Genomic DNA, 24,954 nt, shown 5'->3' with positions numbered 1-24,954 from the left:
CTCGGTGGACCTCCCACTATGGATCCGCGGTGTCTACGGACGCTTGACGGCCGCTTGCGGGCCCTGATCCACCCGTGCGTTTCTGCGGAACGCCGGTACAGTGCCCGTAAAGAGGGAGGAAATTCACCCATGCCGGACGAAAGCCACGGACTGGAGCCTGCGTCTCTCGGTGCCGCGCAACTGTCGGATCTGCTGAGCAGCCAGCGGTTCGGCGCGCTGGCGACCGGCTCCGGCGCCGGCCGTCCGCACGTGTCCACGGTCCGGTACGCCTGGGACCCGGCGCAGCGGGTGGTCCGGATCTCCACGACCGCCGACCGGCTGAAGGTGAACCGGCTGCACGACGACCCGCGTGGCGCCCTCTACGTGGCCAGCGACGACTTCGCGGCGTTCGCGGTGGCCGAGGGCCTGGCGGAGCTGTCCCCGGTGAGCGCCGAGCCGGGCGACGAGGTGGGCAGGGAGCTGCTGCTCCTGCGGCCGGAGCCCCGCGACACGGCTGAGGAGACGGCGTACCTGCGGCGGACGGTCGCCGACCGCCGCATGGTGATCAGGTTGCGGGTGACGCGGCTGTACGGCACCCGGGTCCCGGCCGAGATCACCCGCTGAGCGGCTCTCAGCGCAACGCCTCGACCGGGCTCCATGCGGGCGGCGCGCAGCGCCGGGTACAGCCCGGCCAGCAGCCCGAGGCAGGCCAGCGCGGGGTAGGGGGGGGTGGGGGGCGGGGCTACGATGGCGGGCAACCAGCCGACCGGAGGGCGACGAGATGGCCGTCCTGATCCGCACCGACGACGTGCCGCCCGCCGGGCGCCACGAGGCCTGGCGGGGCATCGTGTGCGACACGCTCGGCCCGCTCGACATCCGCATCGACCCCGACGCGCCGCTGCGCGGCGAGATCGACGCGGGGCTGCTCGGACCTGTCGGCGTCGGCAGGGTGCGCACCTCCACGCCGCACAGCGTCCACCGCACCCCCGGCCTGATCCGCCGGGGCGGCGGCGAGCTCTACCGGATGGTGCTGGCGCTGGCCGGCGGACCCGTGGTCGAGCAGGACGGCCGGTCCACCCGGCTGCGTCCCGGCGAGTTCACCCTCTACGACTTCGCCCGGCCCTACCAGCTCGGCTACACCGCCGGCGTGGACCTCGCGGTGTTCAGCCTGCCCCGCGAGGCGCTGCCGCTGCCGTACGAGTCCGTCGCCCGCCTCACCGCGGAGCCGATCGCCACGGACGACGGCACCGCCGCGCTGGCCGCGCCGCTGCTGCGCCGGGTGACCCTCGACCTCGACACCTACTCGCCCGGCAGCGCCGCCCGGCTGTCCACCGTCGTCATGGACCTGCTCGCCACCGTCATAGCCGAGCGGGCCGAGCGGTCCGGCGCCCTGCCCGAGGAGTCGCGGACGCGGACGCTGTCCTTACGCGTGGACGCCTTCATCGAGGCGAACCTCTCCGACCCCGAGCTCAGCCCCCGCACCGTCGCGGCCGCCTGCCACGTCTCGCCGCGCCAGCTCCACCGGCTGTTCGAGGCGCGCGGCAGCACCGTGGCAGCCTGGATCCGGCACCGCCGCCTGGAGCGCTGCCGCCGCGACCTCGCCGACCCCGCCCTGCGTGACCTGCCCGTGGGCGGCGTCGGCGCGCGCTGGGGCCTGCCCGATGCGGCCCACTTCAGCCGCGTGTTCCGACAGGCGTACGGGATGCCGCCCGTCGAGTACCGCCGCGCCCGGCTCTGACGCCTGGCGCGGATCGTCAAGCGGGCGGCACGGGACGACAAGCCCGGCGGGGCGCCGGTCAGCACACTGAAGGGGTACGCATCCCCCACTCCGGAAGAGGAGCCACCCGATGGCCGACACCCAGCCCGCCCCCCGGTCCGCCACGCTGTTCGTCAACCTGCCGGTGTCCGACCTCGCCAGGTCCAAGGCGTTCTTCACCGCGCTCGGGTTCCCGTTCTACGGGGCGACCGACGACATGGCCTCCGTGGTCATCAGCGAGCGGACCCAGGTCATGCTGCTCGCCCAGCCGACGTTCGCCTCGTACGCGCGGGCGGAGGTCGCCGACCCGGGCAAGAGCACCGAGGTGATCCTCGTCCTGGGCCTCGACAGCCCGCAGGAGGTGGACGAGCTGGCCGACCAGGCCCTCGCCGCCGGCGCCACGCCCGTGGGCGAGCCGCTGAACGACGGCATGCGCTACCAGCGCGGCTTCGCCGACCCCGACGGCCACCAGTGGTCGGCCCTGTGCCTGGTGCCCCCGGCGAGCTGACGTCATGGACACCCTCGTGGCCGGGGAGGTGACCTCGGCCGACGGCACCCGCATCGCCTTCCACCGGTCCGGCGCCGGGCCGCCCCTGGTGCTCGTGCACGGCGCGTTCACCGGCAGGGACCACCCGACCCTGCGGGAGGTGGCGGTCGCGCTGTCGCCGTGGTTCACGGTCTACAACTACGACCGTCGCGGCCGGGGCGGCAGTGGCGACACCCCGCCCCACACCGCCGAGCGGGAGATCGAGGACCTCGCGGCTGTCGTCGCCCTGGCGGCCGCGGGCGACCCGGTGACCCCGCGGGCATCGCCGGGCCCGCCGGGGCGTGAGCCGCCCGGCGGACCGGAGGCGCCCCCCGGCAGACCGGAGGCGCCCCCCGGCAGAGCGGAGGCGCCCCCCGGCGGGCCTGTGATGCTCTTCGGCGGGTCGTCCGGTGCCGCGCTGGCGCTGGCCGCCGCCGCGCGGGACCCGGCCGTCGCCAAGCTCGCCCTGTGGGAGCCCCCGTACCACGTCGGCGCCTGCGCGCCGAGCCTGCCCGCCGGCTTCGCGGCGACGCTGGAGGGCCTGGTGCGGCGGGGCCGGCGCGGGGACGCGGTCGAGCTGTTCATGGTGGCGGCCGCCGAGGTTCCGGCCGACGCGGTGACCGCCATGCGCGCCGGCCCCTCCTGGCCCGGGCTGGAGGCGCTCGCCCACACGCTCGCCTACGAAGCCGCGATCATGGGTCCGGGCAACGCCCTGCCCACGGAGCTGCTCGCCGCCATCAGCCTGCCCACCCTCGTGCTGAACGGCGCGGACAGCCCACGATGGATGCGCGACGCGGGCCGGGCGGTCGCCGCCGCGGTGCCCGATGCGACCCATCGCGTCCTCGACGGCCAGCCCCACGCCGTGGCGGCCCGGTCGCTGGCGCCGGAACTCCTGGAGTTCTTCGTCGCCGGCTAGTCGCAACCGGTCAAGGTCCGCCGAGCTCGGCCGGCCCTTCACCCGTCGGCCAGGTCTCCATATCCTTCCCAGCTATGGATCTTCAAGGCAGAACCGTGGTCCTGGCGGGCAGGTACCGCACCGAGTCGGCCGCGAGGCTGAAGATGCGGCTTCAGGGCGCCGGGGCGGAGGTGGTGGATGAGGTGTCGCGTTCGGTGGACGCCGTGTTCGACGGGGACGACGGCACCTATCCGAACGAGCGCGTCCTGGAGGCGGAGCGGCTGGGCGTGCCGGTGCTGGCGGCGGAGGAGCTGCTGGCGCTGCTGGCCGTCCGGCGAAGGCGGGCCGGCGCCTCCCGCGCCTTCCCTGGGCACACCGCCCTGGAAGCGGTGCGGGACGACCCGGAGGCACTGCTCGCTCTGCTGCAGGACGCCGACTGGTCGGCGTTCGAACCGGAACGGGATCTGCCGCCGCTCCGCGCCCTGCTGGCCACCGTCGAAGAACGGCACGGTGTCACCGAGGCGCACCGGCTGGCCACCGCGCGCCTGCGCGAGCGCGGTGCGCGGCTCCGCCACCCCTACACCACGTTCGGCGGTGACTTCCAGGACTACGCGCTCAGCCCATGCGGCCGTTACCTCGCCACGGGCCGGGGCACCTCGCAGGACGACTACGACGGGACCGGCCCCCTGCAGGTCTGGGAGATGGCCACAGGGCGTCTCGTCAACGGGATCGACATCCCGCACGGCGTCGGCTGGCCCGGTCACCGGGACACGGTGCAGTGGTCGGCGGACGGCACGCGGGTGGCGCTGGCGTGCCGCACGAACAGCGTGGGCGTGTGGGACCCGTTCGGCGCGCGTACCAACCCGTACGGGTCCGCGGACGTGACGGACGGGAAGGACTCCGCGGCCACCTTCGCCCTGGCCCCGGACGGCCGGCGCGCCTATGTCACGATGGGCAGCGAGCACGAGGTGATGGGCTGCGTCGCGGCGCTGGACCAGGGCGAGGTCCGCTACGACCACTACCGCCTCCACAACGTGGGCCCCGAGCCCGGCATGCTGACCGAGCCGCTGCCGGACGAGGCGAAGGAACAGCTCAAGAACGACGAGTTCGCCTTCCGCCGGGTGCGCTGGGCCCGTGACGGCGGGCGGCTGCTCGGTCATGACGGCCCCTGGGCCGCCGTGCTGGATCTCCCGGACGGACGGATGCGCTGGCTGGCGCTCACCATCGGCCCCGTCGAATGGAGCCCGGACGACCGGCGTGCCGCGGCGCTGCGGCCGGGACGCCCGTCCCGGCTGACGGTGTTCGACGCCGGCACCGGGCTGCCGGTGGGCGACTCTGCGGACCAGGCCGAAGGGTCGCTGCACTGGGGCATGCGCGGGGCTGGGGCCCGGCTGGCTGTCGTGGTGAAGGACGGCGGCGGCGTCGACGTGTACGACGAGCACGGCTACCACGAGTACCACCTGCCCATCACCAGCACAAAGCGCATCGGCGAGTACTTCTACGACGGCCAGCAGCGCCCGTGGGCCTGGGAGCCGGCGGGGGAGTTCGGCGCGTGCCTGACGGCCGACGGGCGGGTGGAGGTGTGGTCGCTGGGCGACGTACCGGCCAGGGTCGGCTCCCTCGGGACGCCCGAGGGAACGCAGGCGGTGCTGTGGGGCGCTGACGGCGTGCTCGCGCTGATCGGCGCGCGGACGCTCCGCTTCGTCGCCGCCTTCTCCGGTGCCGTCCTGGGCGACTTCACGTTCGGCCGCTCCTTCGACAGCGGGCGGAGCGTGCTCGACGACGAGTTCGCGAGCCTGCGCGGGATGTTCCGGGCGCAGGCTTTCCCGCTGGCGGACTCCACGTGGTGCGCCATCGCCGACCCCGCCGTCGGCCCCGCCGCGGCGCTGGTGATCGCCGACGGGGACCGCCTGGACGAGCTGGACGCCGTCCTCGCGTGGACCGTGGACCGCCGCTTCTCCTGGCCCATCCGCTGGGGCCACCTCGACATCGTCGCGAGCACCGGGGCGGCCGCCGCCCTCCTCTAGCGGCCGACTCTCCGCATCAGGCATGCACCGCGCGTCATCCTGGGCCCGCGGAAGCCGGCTGGCAGGATGCCGGCCCACTCTGAGAGCCAGGAGTCACGCGACAGCGGCGAGGGGGACCCGGAACCATGGTCCGGATCCCCCTCGCCGGCGGGCGTGGTCACGCCCGGCCGGTCAGGCCGGGCGTCGCGGGGCTAGCTGCAGCCGCTGGTCGAGCCGCAGCCCTCGCAGACGTAGCAGCTGCCGGCCGGGCGCATCTTCGTGCCGCACGTCATGCAGAGCGGCGCGTCGGCCGTGAAGCGCTGGTGGCTCTCCAGCGTCAGCTCCTTGGCCGCGCGCTGCGGCTCGGGCTTCTCCTCGATCGGCGCCGACTGTGCGAGCGCCTCCCGGTCAACGGTCTCCTGCAGGGCGGCCGGGTCCTCGCCGCGCTGCTGCGCCGCGCGCTCGGCCGCCGAGAAGATGCCGAGGGCGGCCCGCTCCTCGTACGGCAGGTGGTCGAGCGCCAGCCGCCGGAAGATGTAGTCCATCACCGAGGTGGCCATCCGGATGTCCGGGTCGTCGGTCATCCCGGCCGGCTCGAAGCGCATGTTGACGAACTTGCTCATGTACGTCTCCAGCGGCACCCCGTACTGGAGGCCGATGGAGATCGCCACCGAGAAGGCGTCCATGACGCCCGCGAGCGTCGAGCCCTGCTTGGACATCTTCAGGAAGACCTCGCCCAGCCCGTCGTCGGGGTAGGAGGAGGCCGTCATGTAGCCCTTGGCGCCGCCGACCGTGAACCGGGTGGTCGTGCTCGGGCGCTGGTTGGGCATCCGGCGCCGGGTCGGGCGGTTGACCTCGATGACCTTGACCTCGGGCTCGGCCGGCTTGGCGTCCTTGGGCTCGTCCTTCTTGCCGCCGGCCGACAGCGGCTGGCCGACCTTGCAGTTGTCGCGGTAGACGGCCAGCGCCTTCAGGCCGAGACGCCAGCCCTCCATGTAGACCTGCTCGATGTCGTCGATCGTGGCCGACTCGGGCAGGTTGACGGTCTTGGAGATGGCGCCCGACAGGAACGGCTGGGTGGCGGCCATCATGCGCACGTGGCCCATCGGGGCGATGGCCCGCTCGCCCATGGCGCAGTCGAACACCTCGTAGTGCTCCTGGCGCAGCCCCGGCGCGTCGACGACGTGGCCGTGCTCGGCGATGTACTCGACGATGGCCTCGATCTGCTCCTGCTGGTAGCCGAGCTGCTTGAGCGCGCGCGGGATGGTCTGGTTGACGATCTGCATCGAGCCGCCGCCCACGAGCTTCTTGAACTTGACCAGCGCCAGGTCGGGCTCGATGCCGGTGGTGTCGCAGTCCATCATCAGGCCGATGGTGCCCGTCGGAGCGAGCAGCGACGCCTGCGCGTTGCGGTAGCCGTTCTTCTCGCCCAGCTTGAGGCACTCCGACCACTGGCGCGACGCCTCGTTGTGGATCTTGGTGTCCATCGAGCCGATGGTGCGCAGGTTGTCGTTGGCCGCCGCGTGCTTGCGCATGACCCGCTTGTGCGGCTCGGCGTTGCGGGCGTAGCCGTCGTACGGGCCGACCGCCCCGGCCAGCTCGGCGCTGCGCCGGTAGGACACGCCGGTCATCAGCGAGGTGATGGCACCGGCCACGGCCCGGCCGCCGTCGGAGTCGTAGGCGTGGCCGGTGGCCATGAGCAGCGCGCCCAGGTTGGCGTAGCCGATGCCGAGCTGCCGGTAGGCGCGGGTCGTCTCGCCGATCTTCTCCGTCGGGAAGTCGGCGAACGTGATCGACACGTCCATCGCGGTGATGATCAGCTCGGTGAGCTTGACGAAGTTCGCGATGTCGAAGGTGTTGTCGTCCTTCAGGAACTTCAGCAGGTTGATGCTGGCCAGGTTGCAGGAGGAGTTGTCGAGGTGCACGTACTCGGAGCACGGGTTGCTGGCGGTGATCCGGCCGGTCTCCGGCGTGGTGTGCCAGTCGTTGATCGTGTCGTCGTACTGGACACCCGGGTCGGCGCACTCCCAGGCCGCCTTGGCCATCTTGCGGAACAGGTCGCGCGCGTCCACCGTCTCGATCACCTCGCCGGTGAGGCGGGCACGCAGGCCGAACCGTTCGCCCTTCTCGACCGCGCGCATGAACTCGTCGGAGACGCGGACCGAGTTGTTGGCGTTCTGGTACTGCACCGAGACGATGTCCTTGCCGCCCAGGTCCATGTCGAACCCGGCGTCGCGCAGCGCGCGGACCTTGTCCTCCTCGCGCGCCTTGGTCTCGATGAACTCCTCGATGTCGGGGTGGTCGACGTCGAGCACGACCATCTTGGCGGCCCTGCGGGTGGCGCCACCGGACTTGATGGTGCCCGCGCTGGCGTCGGCGCCGCGCATGAACGACACCGGGCCGCTGGCCGTGCCGCCGCTGGACAGGAGCTCCTTGGACGAGCGGATGCGCGACAGGTTGACGCCGGAGCCCGACCCGCCCTTGAAGATCACACCCTCTTCCTTGTACCACTCGAGGATCGACTCCATCTGGTCGTCCACCGAGAGGATGAAGCAGGCGCTGACCTGCTGCGGCGACTGGGTGCCCACGTTGAACCAGACCGGCGAGTTGAAGGCGAAGATCTGGTGCACCAGGGCGTACTTCAGCTCATGGTCGAAGATCTCGGCGTCCTCGTCGCCCGCGAAGTAGCCGTGTTCGACGGCCGTACGGGTGTAGACGCCGACGACCCGGTCGACCAGCTGCTTCAGGCTCCACTCACGCTGCGGCGTGCCGACCGCGCCGCGGAAGTACTTGGTCGTCACGATGTTGGCCGCGTTCACCGACCAGAACTCGGGGAACTCGACGCCCCGCTGCTCGAAGTTGACCGAGCCGTCGCGCCAGTTGGTCATGACGACGTCGCGGCGCTCCCATGTGATCTCGTCATACGGGTGCACACCGGGCTTGGTGAAGATCCGCTTCATCTTCAGCCCCTTGCGCGGGCGCTTGCCTCCACTGCCACCGCGCGCGACCGAACCGCTGGTCGTCTCCGTCATGACTCCCCCTTCTCCGCCTTCAACTGTTCGATCTCGGCCTCGAAGTCCGCCAGGCTCTCGAAACCGCGATATACCGATGCGAACCGCAGGTAGGCGACCTCGTCCAGCTCCCGCAACGGCCCGAGGATCGCCAGCCCCACCTCGTTGGAGGGGATCTCCGCCGCGCCCTTGGCCCGGATGGCCTCCTCGACCCGCTGGCCGAGCTGGGCCAGTGAGTCCTCACCGACCGGCCTGCCCTGACAGGCCCGGCGCACGCCTGCGACCACCTTGTCCCGCGAGAACGGCTCCGTCACGCCGCTGCGCTTGCTCACCATGAGGAGTACGGTCTCCTGGGTGGTGAACCTGCGGCCGCATTCGGGGCAGGTGCGGCGACGCCGGATGGCGGCGCCGTCGTCCGTCGAGCGGCTGTCGATGACCCTGGTGTCAGGATGGCGACAGAACGGACAATGCACGCGTTTCGCCTCCTTGGCCGGCGGTCACCACAGACGCGAATCCCCCGTCACGGGACGCTTGCGCACGCCCCAAGGCTCCCCATGGGGCGGTCACGGAAACACAAGGTGTGGTGAACTACATCGGTGTAACTACTAGATGTTGTGGTCCAACCGTAGAAGCGAGCGACCATGAACGCAAGTTGGCCGGACCCTCCCCGAGAAAGTCGCTGATCAGTGCGGCCACCGCCCCGAGATCCCGGCGTGTCGCCCCGGGATGCGCCTTCCACCCCCTTCCGAGGCATCCTGACCCGCCCGTTCCCGAGCACACCACCGCATCGCGGCACCATCCGAACCGGGGCGGCGCGCCACCACCACACCAGCTGGGGCCACTGCCGCCCCAGGCGCCCGGCCGGCGGCGCGCGCCTCAACCGGCGGGGTGCCCCGGCACCGCGTCGCCCCCAGGATCCAGCCGGGCGGCCAGCCCCTGGAAGTAGCCGCGGTGCACGGCGACGAGGTCCACCCGGTCGGGGTCCAGCAGCCACAGCAGGTGCACCCCCTCCAGGAACGCGGCCGTCTCCGCGGCCAGCGTCGCCGGGTCGAGGTCGGCGCGCGCCGAACCGTCGGCCGCGGCACGGGCGAACAGGTCGGTCAGCCGGTCACGCAGCGCCCGCCCCCGGTCCCGGAACCAGGCGTGGAGCAGGGAGCCGGGCTCCAGGTTCTCGGCGACGAGCGTGGTGCGCAGGGCGGCCAGCTCGCGTTCGGCGGCGGCGGTGTGCAGCGCGTCCCGGACGAACCAGTCGAACGCCTGGCTCAGCGTCGGCTCGGCGTCGGGCGTGGCCTCCAGCCGTTCGAGAGCGCGCCGGTCGGCCTCCTCCAGCACGGCCCGGACGAGCCCGTCCTTGCTGCCGAAGTGGTGGATGAGCGCGGACGGGGTGACCCCGGCACGCTCGGCGACGGCGGCGACTCCGGTCCCCCGCACACCCTGACGGGCGAACAACGTGATCGCGGCGTCGACCATGGCCCGACGTCGCTCCACCCCCCGCTTCTGCACCTGCCCCTTGACTCCCGCCATGAGGATCAGAGTGCCCGGCGGGACCCGGGACCTCCAACTCGGCGCTCCCCGTAAAGCGATGGCGGCGAGCTCCCCGCCCCCATTATCTTGAACGACCATGCAGGAAAATACTCGTGCAGACGTCCCCCTCCATGGCCGCGAGCGCACCGTACGCGTCGCAGGCGATCTCCACCTGTGGGCGGAGGAGTTCGGCGACCCGGAGCACCCGGCCGTGCTCCTGGTGATGGGCGCCGGGGCGCAGGGCATCCAGTGGAACGACGGCTTCGTCCGGCGTCTGACCGCCGGTGGCCGCCGCGTCATCCGCTACGACCACCGCGACACCGGGCTCTCCTCCACCGTCGACTTCGCCGCCCACCCCTACGCCGTCGCCGACCTGGCCTCCGACGCGCTCCACGTCCTGGACGCGTTCGGCGTCGCCGAGGCCCACCTGGTCGGCGTGTCCCTGGGCGGCATCATCGCCCAGCGGCTCGCCGTCACCGACCCGCGCCGCGTACGCACCCTGACCAGCATCTCCTCCACGCCCCTGGGCACGGACACGGCCGGGGCCGTCCAGCGTGCCCTCGCGGACCTGCCGCCGCTGCCCGGCCACCTCCCTCCGCCCACCTCCGAACTGCTCACAGTCCTCACCACGTCCCTCCCCTCCCCCGGAGCGAGCGTGGAGGAGTACCTCACCGCCCGGCTGCCACTGTGGCGCGTCCTGCACGGCGAGGTGCTCCCCTTCCTCCCGGACGAGTACCGCGCGATGGAGAGACGGGCGTACGAGCGGGCGCGCGACCCGCAGGCCGCCCTCAACCACTCACTCGCCGGGGCCTCCGACTCCGACCGCGCCGGCGACCTGGCCGCCGTCACCGCGCCCGCCCTGGTCCTGCACGGCACGGAGGACCCGATGTTCCCTCCGGCACACGGCGAGGCCACCGCCGCCGCCATCCCCGGTGCCCGGCTGGTCGTCATCGAAGGCATGGGCCACACCCTGCCGTCGGCCCTGGACCAGCGGCTGTCGGAGGAGGTGCTCAGCCACACGGCCCTCCAGGAGTGACCCCGAGGCGAACACGCCCCGCCCCTCCTCCAAGGCCCGCCACCGAACCACCCCGCAGGCTTGCACCACCCGCCCCGACCCCCAGGCTTGCGCTGCCCAACCAGCCCGCAGGCTTGCGCCGCCCGACGACACCGAAGGCCTTCACCGCCCGCGCGCCCTGCAGGTGTGCGCCACCGGGTCACCCAGCACCTACACCGCCGAACGTCTTGGAGGCGCGGGCCGGTGCGGGCCGTGCGCCCGCCCGGCCGCGCCTCTGACGCCGCCGCACCCGGCCGGAGCCCCGAAACGGACATGGGAGCGACCACGACGTCCTGCGCCGAACCTCCACCCCGTACCCGGGTCTCAGGCCACGTGAGAACGCGCCTCAGGAACCCGGCTCACCGGCGCGAACGGCGTCCGCTCGGCGCGATGCCCCGGCTCGACCGCTGTCGGCCCCGTCGCGGGACGGACGTCCGCATGACCGGCGGCCCTCGTGCCCAGCCAGAACCCGCCGAGCGACAGCAACAGCATGCAGAGCATCACCGCCGCACGTCCCCGCCGCGTCAGGCGCACGGGTGGCGGTACGTCCCTCCCACGCACCCTTCCGGGCACCGCCCGCCCGCCGGGCAACCCTCCGGCCGGCCCCGCCGGCCCCCGCCGCCCTCGCGGCGGCACCGTGCGGCGCCGCCTTCCAGGCGACACCGCCTGCTCACCACGCTGCCCCCCGGTCAAAACCTCCCGCCCGCGCAGCTGTCCTCCCGGCGACGTACGCAGACCACGCCGCATCCCCGCGGGCGACCCGGCACCCGTCCTCCGCGCGACGGCACCACCTCCGCCACCCGGCACCACGGAGAGGTGCCTGCGCCTCCCACCCCGTCCGTCACCGCCACCGGACTCCACGGCCTCCGCCGCCTGGACCGGCTCTCTCCCCTCACCCGGCCGCACTTCGCCACGGGGAGGGACGGCGCGGCCCCCGCGAGCAGCCGCCTCACGGACGCGACTCTCCTCCTCCGGCCACCCGGCCTCGACCGCCCTGCCACGACCGCTCCCGCGCTGCGGCTCCTGCCCAGCCTCGCGCCCGGTGCCCGGCACCCCCCGGGCCGGCGAACCATCCGTCCGCCCCTTCCAGCCAGGCGGGACAGGGCTCACACCCCGCTGCCCCGGCGTCCCGGCATCCCCGCTCCCCGGCGTCCCGGCATCCCCGCTCCCCGGCGTCCCGGCACCCCCGCTCCCCGGCGTCCCGGCATCCCCACTCCCCCGCCCCGGCGTCCCTCCGCTCCGCCGCCCTGGCGATCCGGCATCCCCACTCCTTCGCGCCGGCGTCACGGCAGGACGTTCACGGTGTTCCTGCCGGGCGACCGCTCGCACCCCGCGGACGGGCGGCACTCTGTCGCTCACCTGCTCCCCCCGTGGCACGGCCCCCCGCCCCTGCTGACCGGAGCCGGTGAAGGACCGCGCCTCACCGACCGTCGGTGCCGCACCTCCCGACCTTGGAGCCGACGGCACGACGTCCACGCTCCCACCACATCCGGCAGCTTCCAGAGACTCCCCGCTCCACCCGGCCACCTCCCCAGAGTCGCCGCCCCACCCGGCAGCCTCCCGGGACTCCGCACCCCGCCCGTCCGGCTCCCGCAGGCCCGAACCCGGCCGGGGAGAACCGCTGGAGACGCCGGGTCGGAAGTCGTCGGAGTCCGCCCCGCCCCGCGGCGGCGGCACGAGCCAGAGCCATGGCCGCCGACCTGCCGTGGCGCGGCCCCCGCCCGCTGGCGCACCGGCAGAGTGCTGGGCCGTGCCGGCCTGCGGGCCACGCACGGGCGAGCCACCATCAGGCCCGGAAGCTCGCGAGGCACCGCGCACGTCCTCCACGGCACCACGCCGACTCCCTGGCCGCCCGTTCGCCTCGAGACCGGCCGTCCGGCCCTGTCTCCGCGAGAGACCGGCTCCCCTTTTCGGCAACCTGGCCCCGTCCGATGACATGCCGCCGCGCCGCGGCCTGTCCTCCCGCATCTGAACCCCACCCCTCGAAATGGCCCGCCCGAAAACCCATCCCGCGTCGGCCGCGCTCACCCCCCGTCCTTCCGGCCGCACCGGGCCGGAACGGCGTCACGTACGGACGTCAGTCGCACCCTCGCACCGTCGAGGGCCGGGCAGGCGAGCAGCTTGTCCAGGAAAATGACTTAAGGCCGCGAAACACCCGCCTCCCGCCGGACCCGGCCACCCGCCCAATGGCCGCAACTCATACAGAACGCCGCAACTCGCAGAGAACGTCGCATCACGCCTCGACATCACATCCACCCGCGAACGTCGTGTCGGGCGGACTCGTCACACGAACAACCCGGCGCATGGTGCGCCCGTGTTTCGGACCCGGCCCTCGCGGGACCGGAACGGCGCTGGCCAGCGCCGGGAACCGGGCTCGCCGCCCGATGTCGTCGTCGGTCGGGTCAGTGGCTGGGGCCTTTCGCACGATTGACCTCCCACACCGTCGCAGCCCGAGAAAAAGCCCCGATAATGATCAGCAAATCGAACACGGTGTCGATCGAACTCCCGTACGATGTTGTACACCACACTGGCGACAATTTCGAGGAAGACTCGAACAATTGTTTGAAGATGATCTTCAACAGAGATACGGTCGCTGTGTGCGACATGAAGACCACGGACCGGGAGGTGCGCCGGTTGCGGCGACCCGGCGGGCTAGGAGGAGAGCATGAGCGAGCGAGATGACGCGAACGGGGTCACCGACCTCGCGGTGCGCCGGCGCGACTCCCTGGGTCTGACGCCCAGGCAGCGCAAGATTCTCGAGGTGATCCGCGACTCGGTCCAGCAGCGCGGATATCCGCCGTCCATGCGCGAGATCGGTGAGGCGGTGCAGCTGACGAGCACGTCCAGCGTGTCGCACCAGTTGACGGCCTTGCAGCGCAAGGGCTACCTGCGCCGCGACCCGCACCGGCCGCGCGCCCTGGAGGTGCGCCTGCCCGGCGAGCCCGTGCTCTGGGTCGACCCCGACGCCGCCAACGAGGAGTCCACGGTCAACCGGCCCACGGCCGCCTACGTGCCGCTCGTCGGCCGGATCGCCGCCGGTGGCCCGATCCTCGCCGAGGAGAGCGTCGAGGACGTCTTCGCCCTGCCCAAGCAGCTCGTCGGCGAAGGCACACTCTTCCTCCTGCAGGTCACCGGCGACTCGATGATCGAGGCCGCCATCGCCGACGGCGACTGGGTCGTCGTCCGCCAGCAGCCGGTCGCGGAGAGCGGCGACATCGTGGCCGCCATGATCGACGGCGAGGCCACCGTCAAGACGTTCAAGCGCAAGGACGGTCACGTCTGGCTGGTCCCGCACAACCCCAACTACGAACCGATCCCCGGCGACGAGGCCAGCGTCCTCGGCAAGGTGGTGGCGGTGCTGCGACGCCTCTGACCCACCGGTCACCCCACCGGCCGGTCGTCGCGTGCGCCCGGGCAACCGGCCGTGGGGGCACCGCGTCGCCGGCTGACCGCGTTCTGGAGGCGCCCGCTTCGCTCGCGCGAGGCGGTCGCCCGTCCGTCCGGTACGGCTGACGCCCGGTGGTGCCCGGCTCACCCACCGCCAAGCCGGGCGTGCACCGCTTGACGATCCGCGTCGTTTCACCGCTCGTGCCACCGTCACCCGCGGCCAAGAGCGGGAGAAAGGGACGTATCTAGACTGAAGTTGTGATCGACGCCAAGCACCTAGATAGCCTCAAAGCCAGTCGCGACGGATTGAAGTGGGCCAAACCCGGCCTCGGGGTGATCCCGGCCTGGGTGGCCGACATGGACCTGCCCACCGCACCCGCGGTCATAGATGCGCTCAGGCGCCGGGCCGAAGGTGACCTCGGCTATCCGAACTGGCTCGACGCCCCTCAGGGCGGTCCCCTGGCCGAGGCGTTCGCCGAACGCATGGCCACCCGCTACGGCTGGCGGCCCGCGCCGGAGGACGTGCGCGCCTACACCGACGTCAACCAGGCACTCCAGGTGCTCCTGCACGTCTGGACACGGCCCGGCGACGGCGTGGCGGTCCACACCCCCACCTATCATCCGTTCCTGACCACGCTGGAGGTCATGGAACGCCCGCTGCGGCCCGTCCAGTTCCGCCCCGACGGCGACTCGTGGCGGTTCGAGGTGCCCGACCTGTCGGGGTGCCGCGTGCTGCTGCTGGTCAACCCGCACAACCCCACGGGTCGCGTGCTCACCCGGCAGGAGCTCGAAGAGCTGGCCGAACACGCCGAGCGGCACGACCTGCTGGTGATCGCCGACGAGATCCACGCCGACCTGACGTACGCGCCGCACGAGCACATCCCGTTCGCGACCCTCCTGCCCGAGCGGACGGTCACGCTCACCTCCGCCACGAAGGCGTTCAACCTGGGCGGCATCCGGTGCTCGGTCGCCCACGTCGGCATGCCGGCGCTGCGGAAGGCGCTCGACGCGCAGCCACCGTTCGTGTTCGGCTCGGCCAACCTGTTCGGCGTGGAGGCGACCGTCGCTGCCTGGCGGCACGGCGACGCCTGGCTGGAAGAGACCAGAGCCCTGCTCGACCGCAACCGCAAGATGATCGCCGCCCGGGTGCCGGCGACGGTCCGCTACCGGATGCCGCAGGCGACCTATCTGGCCTGGCTCGACTACGGCAGGCCGGGGATGGCCGAGGTGCTGGAGCGGGAGGCCAAGGTCCTGCTGAGCGACGGTGCCGCCTTCGGTCCCGGCGGGGAGCACCACGTACGGCTCAACTTCGCGACCACCGAAGAGATCCTCACCGAGATCCTGGACCGCCTCTGGCCGTGAGCCGCGACACCGCGCCTCCCAAGACCGCACGCCACGACGCCGCCCGTCGCAAGAACCCGCGTCAGGACGCCGCCCGTCACGAGATCGCGCGTCACGTGATCGCGCGTCACGACACCGTACGTCTCGAGGTCGCGCATCACGACACCGCGCATCACGACACCGCGCATCACGACACCGCGCATCACGACACCGCGCATCACGACACCGCGCATCACGACACCGCGCATCACGACACCGCGCATCACGACGCCGGACGTCACGACGCCGGACGTCACGACGCCGGACGTCACGGGCGGCGGAGTGGGGTGCGCGGTCGGTGGGTGGCTGGGTGAGTTGGCGGCTCGGGGGGCGGTGGTGTGGCGGGCGGATCGGCCGGGGCGGCCTGCCGCAGGTGGTGTCCTGGTTTTCACCCTTCCTGTGCGGAAAGCAGATGCCGACAGGCCGTACCCCGGCGACGGGGCCCGGCATCGGCCGAGGAAGGGATGGGACATGGCTGAGCAGCAGCAGGACGTGATCGAGGTCCTGATGACCGACCACCGTGAGGTCGAGCAGATGTTCTCCGAGCTGGAGACCATGGTCGGCGCCATCGGTGAGCGGCCCAAGACCCTGGCGGAGCAGGTCGTCATCGAGCTGGTCCGCCACTCGGTGGCCGAGGAGCAGTATCTGTATCCCGCGGTCCGCGAGCGCGTGCCCGGCGGGGACAAGGAAGCCGATCACGAGATCGCCGAGCACGCCGAGGCCGAGGAGACCATGAAGCGGCTGGAGGCCCTGGAGCCGGGCGACGCCGACTTCTGGCCCACGATGGAGTCGCTGATGCGGCAGATCCGCCATCACATCCAGGACGAGGAGAACGACCTCTTCCCGCGGCTGCGGGCCGCCTCCTCCGCGGAGGAGCTCACCGAGCTGGGCGCCAAGGTGCAGCGGGCGAAGAAGATGGCGCCGACCCGGCCGCACCCGTCAGCGCCCGACACTCCGCCCGGCAACAAGCTTCTCGGGCCCGGCACCGGTCTGGTGGACCGCATCCGTGACGCGCTGACGGGCCGGGGCCGCGACTGACGGGCCGTCCGGGTTCTTCACTCCTCGGGTGTCCGGGTCGGGGGGACGTGTTCGTCATGCTGGTGAGAGCTCGACACCGAGGAGCGAAGCGTGAAGTACATGATGTTCGTCCGCACCGACAGCGAACCGGACACCGACCTGACGGACGACGTCGAGACGTGGGTGGCCGACAACGACGCCCGAGGCCGGCGGCTGGACGGTGACGCGCTGGCGCCGACGTCCGCGACGACCACGATCCGTGTCCGCGACGGCGAGCTTCTCGTCTCCGACGGGCGCGGTGGCCCGGGGACGGCGTGCCGGCCAACCCGGGCGGCCGGCTCATGACCGTGGCCCGCGACCGCGCCACCGACGTGCTGCGCCGCCGGTCCGTCGAGCGGCGCAGGCTGCGGGAGCCGGCCGGGGCTCACCGACCCCGGGCGTTACGGGAGTGGGGGCAGGGCGGGCGGGGTCGCCGCCGGGCGTTCCGCCAGGGCGGCCAGCGCCAGCTCGACCGCCTTCTCCAGCTGCGGGTCACGCCCGGCCACCCGGTCCTGCGGCGTGACGACGACCTCCACGTCCGGGTCCACGCCGTGGTTCTCCACGCCCCACCCCGGCCCCTCCAGCCAGAACGAGTAGCGGGGCTGGGTCACGACCGTGCCGTCCACCAGCGAGTAGCGCGAGTCGATGCCGATCACGCCGCCCCACGTCCGGGTGCCGACGAGCGGGCCGAGGGCGCGGTTCTTGATGCCGGCGCTGACAATGTCGCCGTCCGACCCGGCGAACTCGTCGGTGACCGCCACGATGGGTCCGCGCGGAGAGTCGTCGGGGTAGCGGGTAGGCTCGTAGCCGCGGGCGTGCGCCCAGCCGGTGACCCGGCGCGACAGCTTCTCCAGGACCAGCTCCGAGGTGTGACCTCCGCCGTTCTCGCGGACGTCCACGACGAGCCCTTCGCGGGCCATCTCGGTCCGCAGGTCGCGGTGGAACTGCGCCCAGCCGGAGGCCACCATGTCGGGCACGTGCAGGTAGCCGAGGCGGCCGCCCGACGCCTCCCGGACGAACGCCCGGCGGCCCTCCACCCAGTCGTGGTAGCGCAGCGTCGTCTCGTCGTCGATGGGGGTGACGACGACGCGGCGCGGGTCGCCGCCGGAGGCGGGCCGTACCGTGATCTCGGTGGGCCGCCCGGCGGTGCCGGCCAGCAGCGGGAGCGGGCCCCGGACGGGGTCGACGGGCCGCCCGCCGACCGCGATGATCGCGTCGCCCTCGCGTACGGCGACGCCGGGCGCGAGGAGCGGCGAGCGGGCGTCGTGGTCGGACGTCTCGCCCGGCAGGATGCGCGTCACCCGCCACGTGCCGTCGTCGTCGCGGGCCAAGTCGGCGCCGAGGAGGCCCTGGCGGCGGCGCGGGTCGGCCGGCACACCGCTGGGACGGGCGTAGGCGTGGGAGGTGCCCAGCTCGCCCTGCACCTCCCAGAGCAGGTCGATCAGCTCGGAGTAGGCGCCGATCCGGTCCACCAGAGGCAGGTAGCGGTCGAGCGCGCCCTGCCAGTCGACGCCGTTCATGTCGGCCCGCCAGAAGTGGTCGCGCATGAGACGGCCGGCCTCCAGGTAGCCCTGCCGCCATTCGGCGACCGGGTCGAGCTGGACCGACACCCGGTCGAGGTCGACGGTCACGACCTCCTCGCTCTCGCCGGCCGAACGCGTCTGCAGGCCGTTCTTGCCGTTGAGGACGAGCCGGGTGCCGTCGCCGCTCACCTCGAACGCCCGCAGTTCCGTGCCGAGCTCGACCTTGCTGCGCTTCTTGAGGTCGTAGCGTTCGAGCACGACCTCGCCCGTGCTCTCGGTGCCGTCGCCGAGCTGGCCGGTCAGCGGGAGCCGCAGCCAGAGCAGCGCGTCCTTGGCGGTGCGCAGGTTGTCGTAGCGGCCGGCGGGCACGGGCACCGGCACGACGCGGGAGGCGAGCCCGTCCGGGTCGACCTCCGTCCGCGGCGGCGCGTCATCCTTGCCCGGCTTGTCGTCCTTGCTGGGCTTGTCATCCTCGCCGTTGAAGCCGCGGCCCTGCAGGCTCGGGTCGAAGGGGGAGGGCGTCGTCGCCTGCAGGGGCACCAGGTACGGCCGGCACCCCGAGGGGAAGGCCAGGTCGAACACGTGCGCGTCGTACACCGGGTCGAACGTCCGCACCGACAGGAACGCCAGATGCCTGCCGTCCCGGGTGAAGACGGGGTCGTAGTCGGAGAAGCGCACCGGAGTCACGTCGATGACCGACGTGCCGTCGACGCGGCCCATCCTGATCTGCGACAGCGGCATCTGGTGCGGGTGCACCCAGGCCAGCCAGGCGGAGTCCGGGGAGAACGTCAGCCCGCTGATGTCGCCGTGCGCGGTCCGGTCGAGCTCCCTGCTCTGCCCGGACTCGACGTCGACGAGCAGCAGCCGCCCGTCGTGGGTGGCCACGGCCACGTGCTTGGCGTCGGGCGCCGCGGCCAGGTCCAGCACCCGGCCCAGTTCGCCGGCGGCCAGGGTGCGGATCTCTCCGCCGGGCGTGCCGATCTCCAGCCCGTCCTCGCCGGAGGCGTCGGACACCCAGACGGCCTGCCCGTCGCCGCCGAGCACGCGCGGGAGCCGTACGCGGACACCCGGCTGGGCCCGCAGCGTGCCGGCGGGCCCGTCACGGTGGGTCACCCAGTGGGCGGTCCCGCGGATCTCGACCGCGCTCGCCCGTCCGGTCGCGTCCGGCGAGAAGCCGCCGACGCGGGCCGGCGCCGGACGCCGGGCGCGGGCCGGCCGCGGGCCGCTGAGCGTGATGTCCAGCTTGTACGGCTCGGCGTCCAGGCCGTCGAGCAGCCACAGGTCGCCGGCGTGGCTGTAGACCACCCGCCGTCCGTCGGTCGAGGCGTGGCGGGCGTAGAACGCGTCGTGAGAGGTGTGCCGCCGCAGGTCGGAGCCGTCGGGCAGGGACGAGTAGACGTTCCCTGCGCCGTCGGTGTCGGCGAGGAACGCCAGCCGCTCCCCCACCCACATGACGGACCAGTGCTGCGCCGCGTTGTCGGCGAACAGCCGGGTGAACGCGCCGTCCCCCTCGGCGTCCACCCAGATCTTGCCGGCCGTGCCGCCCCGGTAGCGCTTCCACTGCGACGGCTCGCGCCACACGGCGGAGACGGTCGCGACCTTGTCGCCGCTGGTCGCGGCCTCGCTGACCCAGCCGTACGGCAGGCGCGCGGCCGGTCCTCCGTCGAGCGGGACCGCGTACGCCCACATCCGGCTGCGCCCGCCCTGGCCGAAGGAGGTGACCGCCAGCACGTCGCCGTCGGCGGTCCACCCTCGGGTCCCCGTCATCGCGTTGCCCCAGTGGGTGAGCCGATCGCCTTCGGGACCGTCGACCTCGGCGGCGAACACCTCCGGCGCCCCCTCGCGGTGACTGGTCCACGCCAGGCGGGCGCCGTCGGGTGAGAATCTCGGGTACGACACGGGGACGCGGTCGGCGGTGAACCGCCAAGCCCTGCCTCCCGACAGCGGGGCCAGCCAGACGTCGTCGTCGGCGACGAAGGTGACCAGATCACCGTGCAGATGCGGATATCTCAGGTATGCGCCAGTAGTCACAGGTGAACACTAATGCCGTCGATCGTGACCGGGCATAAATTTGTCCTGCCCTGGGGGACGGCCGGGGATGGGCACGGGGCGCCTGGGCAGGGGTGAAAGCTCACCAGAGCACACTGCGAGGGATCATGAGGATGTTCGCCCAGGCGCACCAGATGCCACCGCGCGTGGCCGCCGGCGCCTTCTTCCTGAGCTCGGGGCTGTCCAAGACCACGGCCGACCGGGAGACCGCGCAGGGCGTGCACGGCATGGCCGCCGGCACGTACCCGTTCCTGCGGAAACTGGAGCCCGAGGCCTTCACCCGGCTGCTGTCGAAAGCCGAGATCGCGCTGGGGGTGGCGCTCCTCGTCCCGGCGGTGCCGTCGCTGCCGGTCGGCGCCGCGCTGACCGGGTTCGCGGGCGGGCTGCTCGGCCTGTACCTCAAGACGCCGGGCATGCGGGAGGAGGGCAGCCTGCGACCGTCGCAGCAGGGGCTCGGCCTGGCCAAGGACGTCTGGCTGCTCGGCATCGGGCTCGGCCTGGTGCTGGACGAGCTGCTCCACCGCTGAGCGGCCTCGCCACGCTAGTCCGGACCTCTGCCGGGTAGCCGCCCATCATGGTACAAATCGGATACACCTTGATGTGTGAGCAGACGCCGGTGCGTCAGCTCGTCGAGGACGCCGTCACGGCCGAGCGGACCGGCTTCGACTTCGCGGTCATCTCCGATCACTACTTCCCGTGGCTGGAGGAGCAGGGGCACTCCGCGTACGCGTGGTCCGTGCTCGGCGCGGTGGCGCAGGCCACCGAGCGGCTGCCGCTGATGACGTACGTCACCTGCCCGACCATGCGCTACCACCCGGCCGTCGTCGCGCAGAAGGCCGCCACCATGGGCGTGCTGAGCGGCGGGCGGTTCACGCTCGGCCTCGGCGCGGGCGAGAACCTGAACGAGCACGTCATCGGCGAGGGCTGGCCGCCCGCGGACACCCGGCACCGGATGTTCCGGGAGGCGCTGCAGATCATCCGAGAGCTGTTCGAGGGCGACTACGTCACCTACCAGGGCGAGTTCTTCGACCTCGACTCGGCCAAGCTGTGGGACCTGCCGGAGGAGCCGGTCCCGATCGGCGTGGCCGCCTCCGGTCCGCAGTCGGTGCGCGTCGCGGCGGAGTACGGCGATCTGCTGATCTCCAACGAGCCGGCGCCCGAGGCGGTCGAGCGGTTCCGCGCCGAGGGCGGCTCGGGCAAGCCGGTGTACGGCCAGCTCGCCGTGTCGTACGACACCGACGCCGACGCCGCCAGGCGGCGGGCCCACCGGTTGTGGCGGTGGGCGACGTCCGGCTGGAAGGTCATGGCGGAGCTGCCGGGACCGGTGAACTTCGCCGCCGCCACCCAGACCGTCCGGCCGGAGGACGTCGCCTCCAGCGTGCCGTGCGGCGACGACGTCGGCGCGGTGGTGGAGGCGGTGCGCGCGTACGTCGAGGCGGGCCACACCCACCTCGCGCTCGTACAGATCGGGCACGACCGGCAGGAGCCGTTCTTCGACTGGGCGGGCAAGGAGCTGCTGCCGGCGCTGCGCGAGCTGTAGCGGCCGGGAACGCTTCCCACGGCGGGCCGCGCGGTGCGGGTGCGCCGCGCGGCCGACGGGTCGTCAGGGGACGATGTTGACCAGCTTGGGCACCCGCACGATGACCTTGCGCGGCTCGCCCGACAGGTAGGGCTTGATCTTCTCCGAGGCGAGGGCCAGGGCTCGCAGGTCGTCCTCCGTGATGGAGGGCGGCACCTCCAGGCGGTCGCGGACCTTGCCGGCCACCTGGACGACGCAGGTGACCGACTCCTGCACCAGCAGGGCGGGGTCGGCGACCGGCCAGCCGGCGTGCGCCACCGAGCCGGTGTGGCCCAGCCGCTCCCAGCCCTCCTCGGCCGTGTAGGGGGCGACCAGCGAGAGCATGACGGCCAGCGCCTCGGCGGCCTCGCGCACGGCGGGGTCGGCGGCGCCGGGTCCGGCGTCGATGGCCTTGCGGGCGGCGGAGGTCAGCTCCATCATGCGCGCCACCGCGACGTTGAAGCGGTGCGACTCGACCAGCCGGGTGACCTCGTCGATCGTGCGGTGGGTGACCTTGCGCAGCTCCAGGTCACCGCCGTCGAACGGGACGCCCGGCGCGCTGCTCACCTCGTCCATCACGCGGAAGGCGCGGGCCAGGAACTTCTGCGACGCGGCCGGCGAGACGTCGGCCCAGTCGATGTCGTCCTCCGGCGGCCCGGCGAAGACCATGGTCAGCCGGACCGCGTCGACGCCGTAGGCGTCGATCTGCTGGCCCAGGTCGACGCCGTTGCCCAGGGACTTGGACATGGCCTTGCCGCCGTTGATCACCTGGCCCTGGTTGAGCAGGCGCAGGAACGGCTCGGTGAAGTCGACCATGCCCATGTCGTGCAGGACCTTGGTGAAGAAGCGGGAGTACAGCAGATGCAGCACGGCGTGCTCGACACCGCCGACGTACTGGTTGATCGGACCCCACTTGCGCACCTGCTCGACGTCGAACGGGCCGTCGGTGTAGCCGGGCGAGCAGTAGCGCAGGTAGTACCAGGACGAGTCGACGAAGGTGTCCATCGTGTCGGTGTCGCGCATGGCGGGACCGCCGCACTTGGGGCACTCGACGTTGACCCAGTCGGTCGCGCCGGCCAGCGGGGAGATGCCCTTCGGGGCCAGCGCCTCGCCGCGCAGGTCGGGCAGCGTGACGGGCAGCTGGTCGTCGGGGACGGGCACCTCGCCGCAGTCGAGGCAGTGGATGATCGGGATCGGCGTGCCCCAGAACCGCTGGCGGGACAGCAGCCAGTCGCGCAGCCGGAAGTTGACCGAGGCGGTGCCCTTGCCGTCGGCCTCCAGGATCTCGATGATCCTGCGGATGGCCTCGACCTTGGTCAGCCCGTCGAGCGGCCCGGAGTTGACCAGGGTGCCCTCGCCGGGTGTGGCCTCGCCCGTCTCGCCCGGGTCGGCCAGGCCGGTGTGCACGACGACCTTGACCGGCAGCCCGAACTTCAGCGCGAAGTCGAGGTCGCGCTGGTCGTGCGCGGGCACCGCCATGATGGCGCCGTGGCCGTAGTCGGACAGCACGTAGTCGGCGGCCCAGACCGGGATGCGCTCGCCGTTGACCGGGTTGATCGCGTAGCGGCCCAGGAAGACGCCGGTCTTCTCCTTGTCGGTGGACAGCCGCTCGATGTCGCTCAGCTTGGCGACCTCGGCGCGGTAGGCCTCGAACGCCTCGCGCTGCTCCTCGGTGACGATCTCGTCGGCCAGCGGGGCGTCGACGGCCACCACGAAGAACGTCGCGCCGAACAGCGTGTCGGGGCGCGTGGTGTAGACGTGGACGGGCTCCTCGCGCCCCTCGATCTCGAACAGCACGTCGGCGCCCTCGGAGCGGCCGATCCAGTTGCGCTGCATGGTCAGCACGCGCTCGGGCCAGCCGCCCTCCAGCTGGCTCATGTCGTCCAGCAGCCGCTGGGCGTAGTCAGTGATCTTGAAGTACCACTGCGTCAGCTCGCGGCGGATGACGTCGGCGCCGCAGCGCTCGCACCTGCCGGCCACGACCTGCTCGTTGGCCAGCACCGTCTGGTCGTTGGGGCACCAGTTGACCAGGCCGCCCTTGCGGTAGGCCAGGCCCCGCTCGAAGAACCGGTTGAACAGCCACTGGTTCCACCGGTAGTAGTCGGCGTCGCTGGTGTGCAGGCGGCGCGACCAGTCGAAGGAGATGCCGTAGCGCTTGAAGGAGTGCGCCTGGGTCTCGATGTTGGCGTAGGTCCACTCGGCCGGGTGCGCGTTGCGCTTGATGGCGGCGTTCTCGGCGGGCAGGCCGAAGGAGTCCCAGCCGATGGGGTGCAGCACGTTGTAGCCGCGCTGGAACCAGTAGCGCGCGACGACGTCGCCGATCGCGAAGACCTCGCCGTGCCCCATGTGGAGGTCACCGGAGGGATAGGGGAACATGTCGAGCATGTAGCGCCGTTCCCGGGGGTCGGTGGGGTCCTCCCCCGCCCGGAACGGGTCCAGCTCCTCCCATCGCTGCCGCCACTTGGCCTGCAGCGCCTGCGGATCGTACTCACTCACGGCGATTGTCCTTCTGGCTCGACTCGGACCCATAAGAAAACCCCTCGTGCGCAGGACGAGGGGCAGCCGCGACGGCGAGACCTAGGGCCGTCGCGGCCCGCTAAGAAGCAGGGTCGCGGCACGCATAGGTCAAGCCTAGCGCACCTCTTCAAGGGAATGCCGATACTCGAAGCAGGCGGAGCGGCACAATAGGCACTTCAGGTCACGCGATACCCGATGGTGATCTATCCGTTGTGACCTCATATGTCCCATTAGATTACCCTCAACCCCGTGAGATCTCGGGCGGAGTACGACGGATCCGTTGCCGGCCTGCCCCTGCAGGACCCGCCGACGGATCCCTACGGCTTCGCTCGTTTCGCTGCGGAACGCGCTGAGTCTCCTGGAAAATCCCATGAGATCATGCGCCATGCGCCAAACGAGGACATAACACCACCAGGAGGTACGGGAGCCATGGCAACGGAGCATTCCGGAGCACCGCACCCCCCACCGTCCTGGCCCGAGGTGCCTCCGCGAGAGGCTCCCCGGCGCGAGGTTCCCACGTCCTGGCCCGAGAACGGTCGCCAGGACGTTCCCACATCGTGGCCCGAACCGCCCGCACAGCCGTCCTGGCCGGACGTCACGGTCGCCTCGTCCACACCACAGTCCGCGCACCGGTCCTCGCCCGAGTCCTCGGGGCAGCCGTCGCCGCCGTCCTCGGGGCGGTCGTCCGGCCGGTCCGGTTCGTCCTCGCACCCCTCCTGGCCGCAGGCGCCCG

At 72.3% G+C, this 24,954-nt stretch carries 18 protein-coding genes; 13 read left to right on the top strand and 5 right to left on the bottom strand.

Translation table 11 applies throughout. The features are described from left to right. The first annotated feature begins 129 nt into the window (after positions 1–129). The 5 genes from CXR44_RS24355 to CXR44_RS24335 all read left to right on the top strand — a co-directional run bounded on the left by CXR44_RS24355 (position 130) and on the right by CXR44_RS24335 (position 5,183). Positions 130–603 carry a pyridoxamine 5'-phosphate oxidase family protein gene (locus tag CXR44_RS24355; RefSeq protein WP_101788444.1) on the top strand — a complete coding sequence of 158 codons (474 nt, stop codon included), beginning with the start codon at positions 130–132 and terminating at the stop codon, positions 601–603. Positions 604–760: 157 nt separating this feature from the next. Next, positions 761–1,717 carry an AraC-like ligand-binding domain-containing protein gene (locus tag CXR44_RS24350; RefSeq protein ID WP_101788443.1) on the top strand — a complete coding sequence of 319 codons (957 nt, stop codon included), beginning with the start codon at positions 761–763 and terminating at the stop codon, positions 1,715–1,717. 109 nt (positions 1,718–1,826) lie between these two features. After that, positions 1,827–2,243, top strand: coding sequence for a VOC family protein (locus CXR44_RS24345; protein WP_101788442.1), 417 nt, complete (start codon positions 1,827–1,829; stop codon positions 2,241–2,243). Positions 2,244–2,247: 4 nt separating this feature from the next. Then, positions 2,248–3,177, top strand: a complete 930-nt coding sequence (locus CXR44_RS24340) for an alpha/beta fold hydrolase (RefSeq protein ID WP_101788441.1) — start codon at positions 2,248–2,250, stop codon at positions 3,175–3,177. A 74-nt stretch (positions 3,178–3,251) separates the two neighbouring features. Then, positions 3,252–5,183, top strand: a complete 1,932-nt coding sequence (locus tag CXR44_RS24335; RefSeq protein WP_144070066.1) for a hypothetical protein — start codon at positions 3,252–3,254, stop codon at positions 5,181–5,183. Positions 5,184–5,374: 191 nt separating this feature from the next. Here CXR44_RS24335 and CXR44_RS24330 read toward each other — a convergent pair whose 3' ends face one another. The 3 genes from CXR44_RS24330 to CXR44_RS24320 form a co-directional block, all read right to left on the bottom strand. After that, positions 5,375–8,194 (bottom strand): vitamin B12-dependent ribonucleotide reductase, encoded by a 2,820-nt coding sequence (locus CXR44_RS24330; protein WP_101788439.1) that lies wholly within the window; start codon positions 8,192–8,194, stop codon positions 5,375–5,377. Beyond that, on the bottom strand, positions 8,191–8,646 hold the full coding sequence (gene nrdR, locus CXR44_RS24325) for a transcriptional regulator NrdR (RefSeq protein WP_101788438.1): 456 nt from the start codon (positions 8,644–8,646) through the stop codon (positions 8,191–8,193). Before nrdR ends, CXR44_RS24330 begins: the two co-directional genes overlap by 4 nt. Positions 8,647–9,049: 403 nt before the next feature. Then, a complete protein-coding gene (locus tag CXR44_RS24320) occupies positions 9,050–9,697 on the bottom strand; it encodes a TetR/AcrR family transcriptional regulator (RefSeq protein ID WP_101788437.1) in 648 nt (215 codons plus the stop codon). 97 nt (positions 9,698–9,794) lie between these two features. On the opposite strand from CXR44_RS24320, the gene CXR44_RS24315 reads away from it, so the two are divergent. From CXR44_RS24315 to CXR44_RS24285, 6 genes are all read left to right on the top strand, one after another. Beyond that, positions 9,795–10,733, top strand: a complete 939-nt coding sequence (locus CXR44_RS24315) for an alpha/beta fold hydrolase (RefSeq protein WP_101788436.1) — start codon at positions 9,795–9,797, stop codon at positions 10,731–10,733. A 2,683-nt stretch (positions 10,734–13,416) separates the two neighbouring features. Beyond that, a complete protein-coding gene (lexA, locus tag CXR44_RS24305; protein ID WP_101788434.1) occupies positions 13,417–14,124 on the top strand; it encodes a transcriptional repressor LexA in 708 nt (235 codons plus the stop codon). A 371-nt stretch (positions 14,125–14,495) separates the two neighbouring features. Beyond that, on the top strand, positions 14,496–15,500 hold the full coding sequence (locus CXR44_RS24300; protein WP_101788660.1) for a MalY/PatB family protein: 1,005 nt from the start codon (positions 14,496–14,498) through the stop codon (positions 15,498–15,500). Then, entirely contained in the window at positions 15,497–15,832 is a 336-nt protein-coding gene (locus CXR44_RS24295; protein WP_101788433.1) for a hypothetical protein, read from the top strand. The genes CXR44_RS24300 and CXR44_RS24295 overlap by 4 nt, the downstream gene beginning before the upstream one ends. A 157-nt stretch (positions 15,833–15,989) precedes the next feature. Beyond that, a complete protein-coding gene (locus CXR44_RS24290) occupies positions 15,990–16,556 on the top strand; it encodes a hemerythrin domain-containing protein (RefSeq protein ID WP_101788432.1) in 567 nt (188 codons plus the stop codon). Positions 16,557–16,646: 90 nt separating this feature from the next. Further along, positions 16,647–16,880, top strand: coding sequence for a YciI family protein (locus CXR44_RS24285; protein WP_180903676.1), 234 nt, complete (start codon positions 16,647–16,649; stop codon positions 16,878–16,880). Between the two features lie 95 nt (positions 16,881–16,975). Here CXR44_RS24285 and CXR44_RS24275 read toward each other — a convergent pair whose 3' ends face one another. After that, positions 16,976–20,128: a S41 family peptidase gene (locus CXR44_RS24275; RefSeq protein ID WP_101788431.1), complete on the bottom strand. Its 3,153-nt coding sequence runs from the start codon at positions 20,126–20,128 to the stop codon at positions 16,976–16,978. Between the two features lie 125 nt (positions 20,129–20,253). Here CXR44_RS24275 and CXR44_RS24270 point away from each other — a divergent pair, with 125 nt between their 5' ends. After that, a complete protein-coding gene (locus tag CXR44_RS24270; protein ID WP_101788430.1) occupies positions 20,254–20,673 on the top strand; it encodes a hypothetical protein in 420 nt (139 codons plus the stop codon). A 47-nt stretch (positions 20,674–20,720) separates the two neighbouring features. Beyond that, positions 20,721–21,686, top strand: a complete 966-nt coding sequence (locus CXR44_RS24265; RefSeq protein WP_101788429.1) for a TIGR03557 family F420-dependent LLM class oxidoreductase — start codon at positions 20,721–20,723, stop codon at positions 21,684–21,686. 63 nt (positions 21,687–21,749) lie between these two features. Here CXR44_RS24265 and leuS read toward each other — a convergent pair whose 3' ends face one another. Next, complete coding sequence (gene leuS / locus CXR44_RS24260) at positions 21,750–24,233, bottom strand: leucine--tRNA ligase (protein WP_101788428.1); 2,484 nt, start codon at positions 24,231–24,233, stop codon at positions 21,750–21,752. Positions 24,234–24,954 lie beyond the last annotated feature (721 nt).

The sequence above is a fragment of the Nonomuraea indica genome (genome assembly GCF_002850745.1).
Taxonomy (GTDB): Bacteria; Actinomycetota; Actinomycetes; order Streptosporangiales; family Streptosporangiaceae; genus Nonomuraea; species Nonomuraea indica.
Note: the sequence above shows the minus strand (reverse complement) of the source record. Positions and strands in the feature narration are given on the sequence as shown.

Coding starts and splice junctions, on each gene's coding strand:
- CXR44_RS24355 (WP_101788444.1), top strand. CDS start 130: ATGCCGGACGAAAGCCACGGACTGGAGCCTGCGTCTCTCGGTGCCGCG.
- CXR44_RS24350 (WP_101788443.1), top strand. CDS start 761: ATGGCCGTCCTGATCCGCACCGACGACGTGCCGCCCGCCGGGCGCCAC.
- CXR44_RS24345 (WP_101788442.1), top strand. CDS start 1,827: ATGGCCGACACCCAGCCCGCCCCCCGGTCCGCCACGCTGTTCGTCAAC.
- CXR44_RS24340 (WP_101788441.1), top strand. CDS start 2,248: ATGGACACCCTCGTGGCCGGGGAGGTGACCTCGGCCGACGGCACCCGC.
- CXR44_RS24335 (WP_144070066.1), top strand. CDS start 3,252: ATGGATCTTCAAGGCAGAACCGTGGTCCTGGCGGGCAGGTACCGCACC.
- CXR44_RS24330 (WP_101788439.1), bottom strand. CDS start 8,194: ATGACGGAGACGACCAGCGGTTCGGTCGCGCGCGGTGGCAGTGGAGGC.
- CXR44_RS24320 (WP_101788437.1), bottom strand. CDS start 9,697: ATGGCGGGAGTCAAGGGGCAGGTGCAGAAGCGGGGGGTGGAGCGACGT.
- CXR44_RS24315 (WP_101788436.1), top strand. CDS start 9,795: ATGCAGGAAAATACTCGTGCAGACGTCCCCCTCCATGGCCGCGAGCGC.
- lexA (WP_101788434.1), top strand. CDS start 13,417: ATGAGCGAGCGAGATGACGCGAACGGGGTCACCGACCTCGCGGTGCGC.
- CXR44_RS24300 (WP_101788660.1), top strand. CDS start 14,496: ATGGACCTGCCCACCGCACCCGCGGTCATAGATGCGCTCAGGCGCCGG.
- CXR44_RS24290 (WP_101788432.1), top strand. CDS start 15,990: ATGGCTGAGCAGCAGCAGGACGTGATCGAGGTCCTGATGACCGACCAC.
- CXR44_RS24270 (WP_101788430.1), top strand. CDS start 20,254: ATGAGGATGTTCGCCCAGGCGCACCAGATGCCACCGCGCGTGGCCGCC.
- CXR44_RS24265 (WP_101788429.1), top strand. CDS start 20,721: ATGGTACAAATCGGATACACCTTGATGTGTGAGCAGACGCCGGTGCGT.
- leuS (WP_101788428.1), bottom strand. CDS start 24,233: ATGGGTCCGAGTCGAGCCAGAAGGACAATCGCCGTGAGTGAGTACGAT.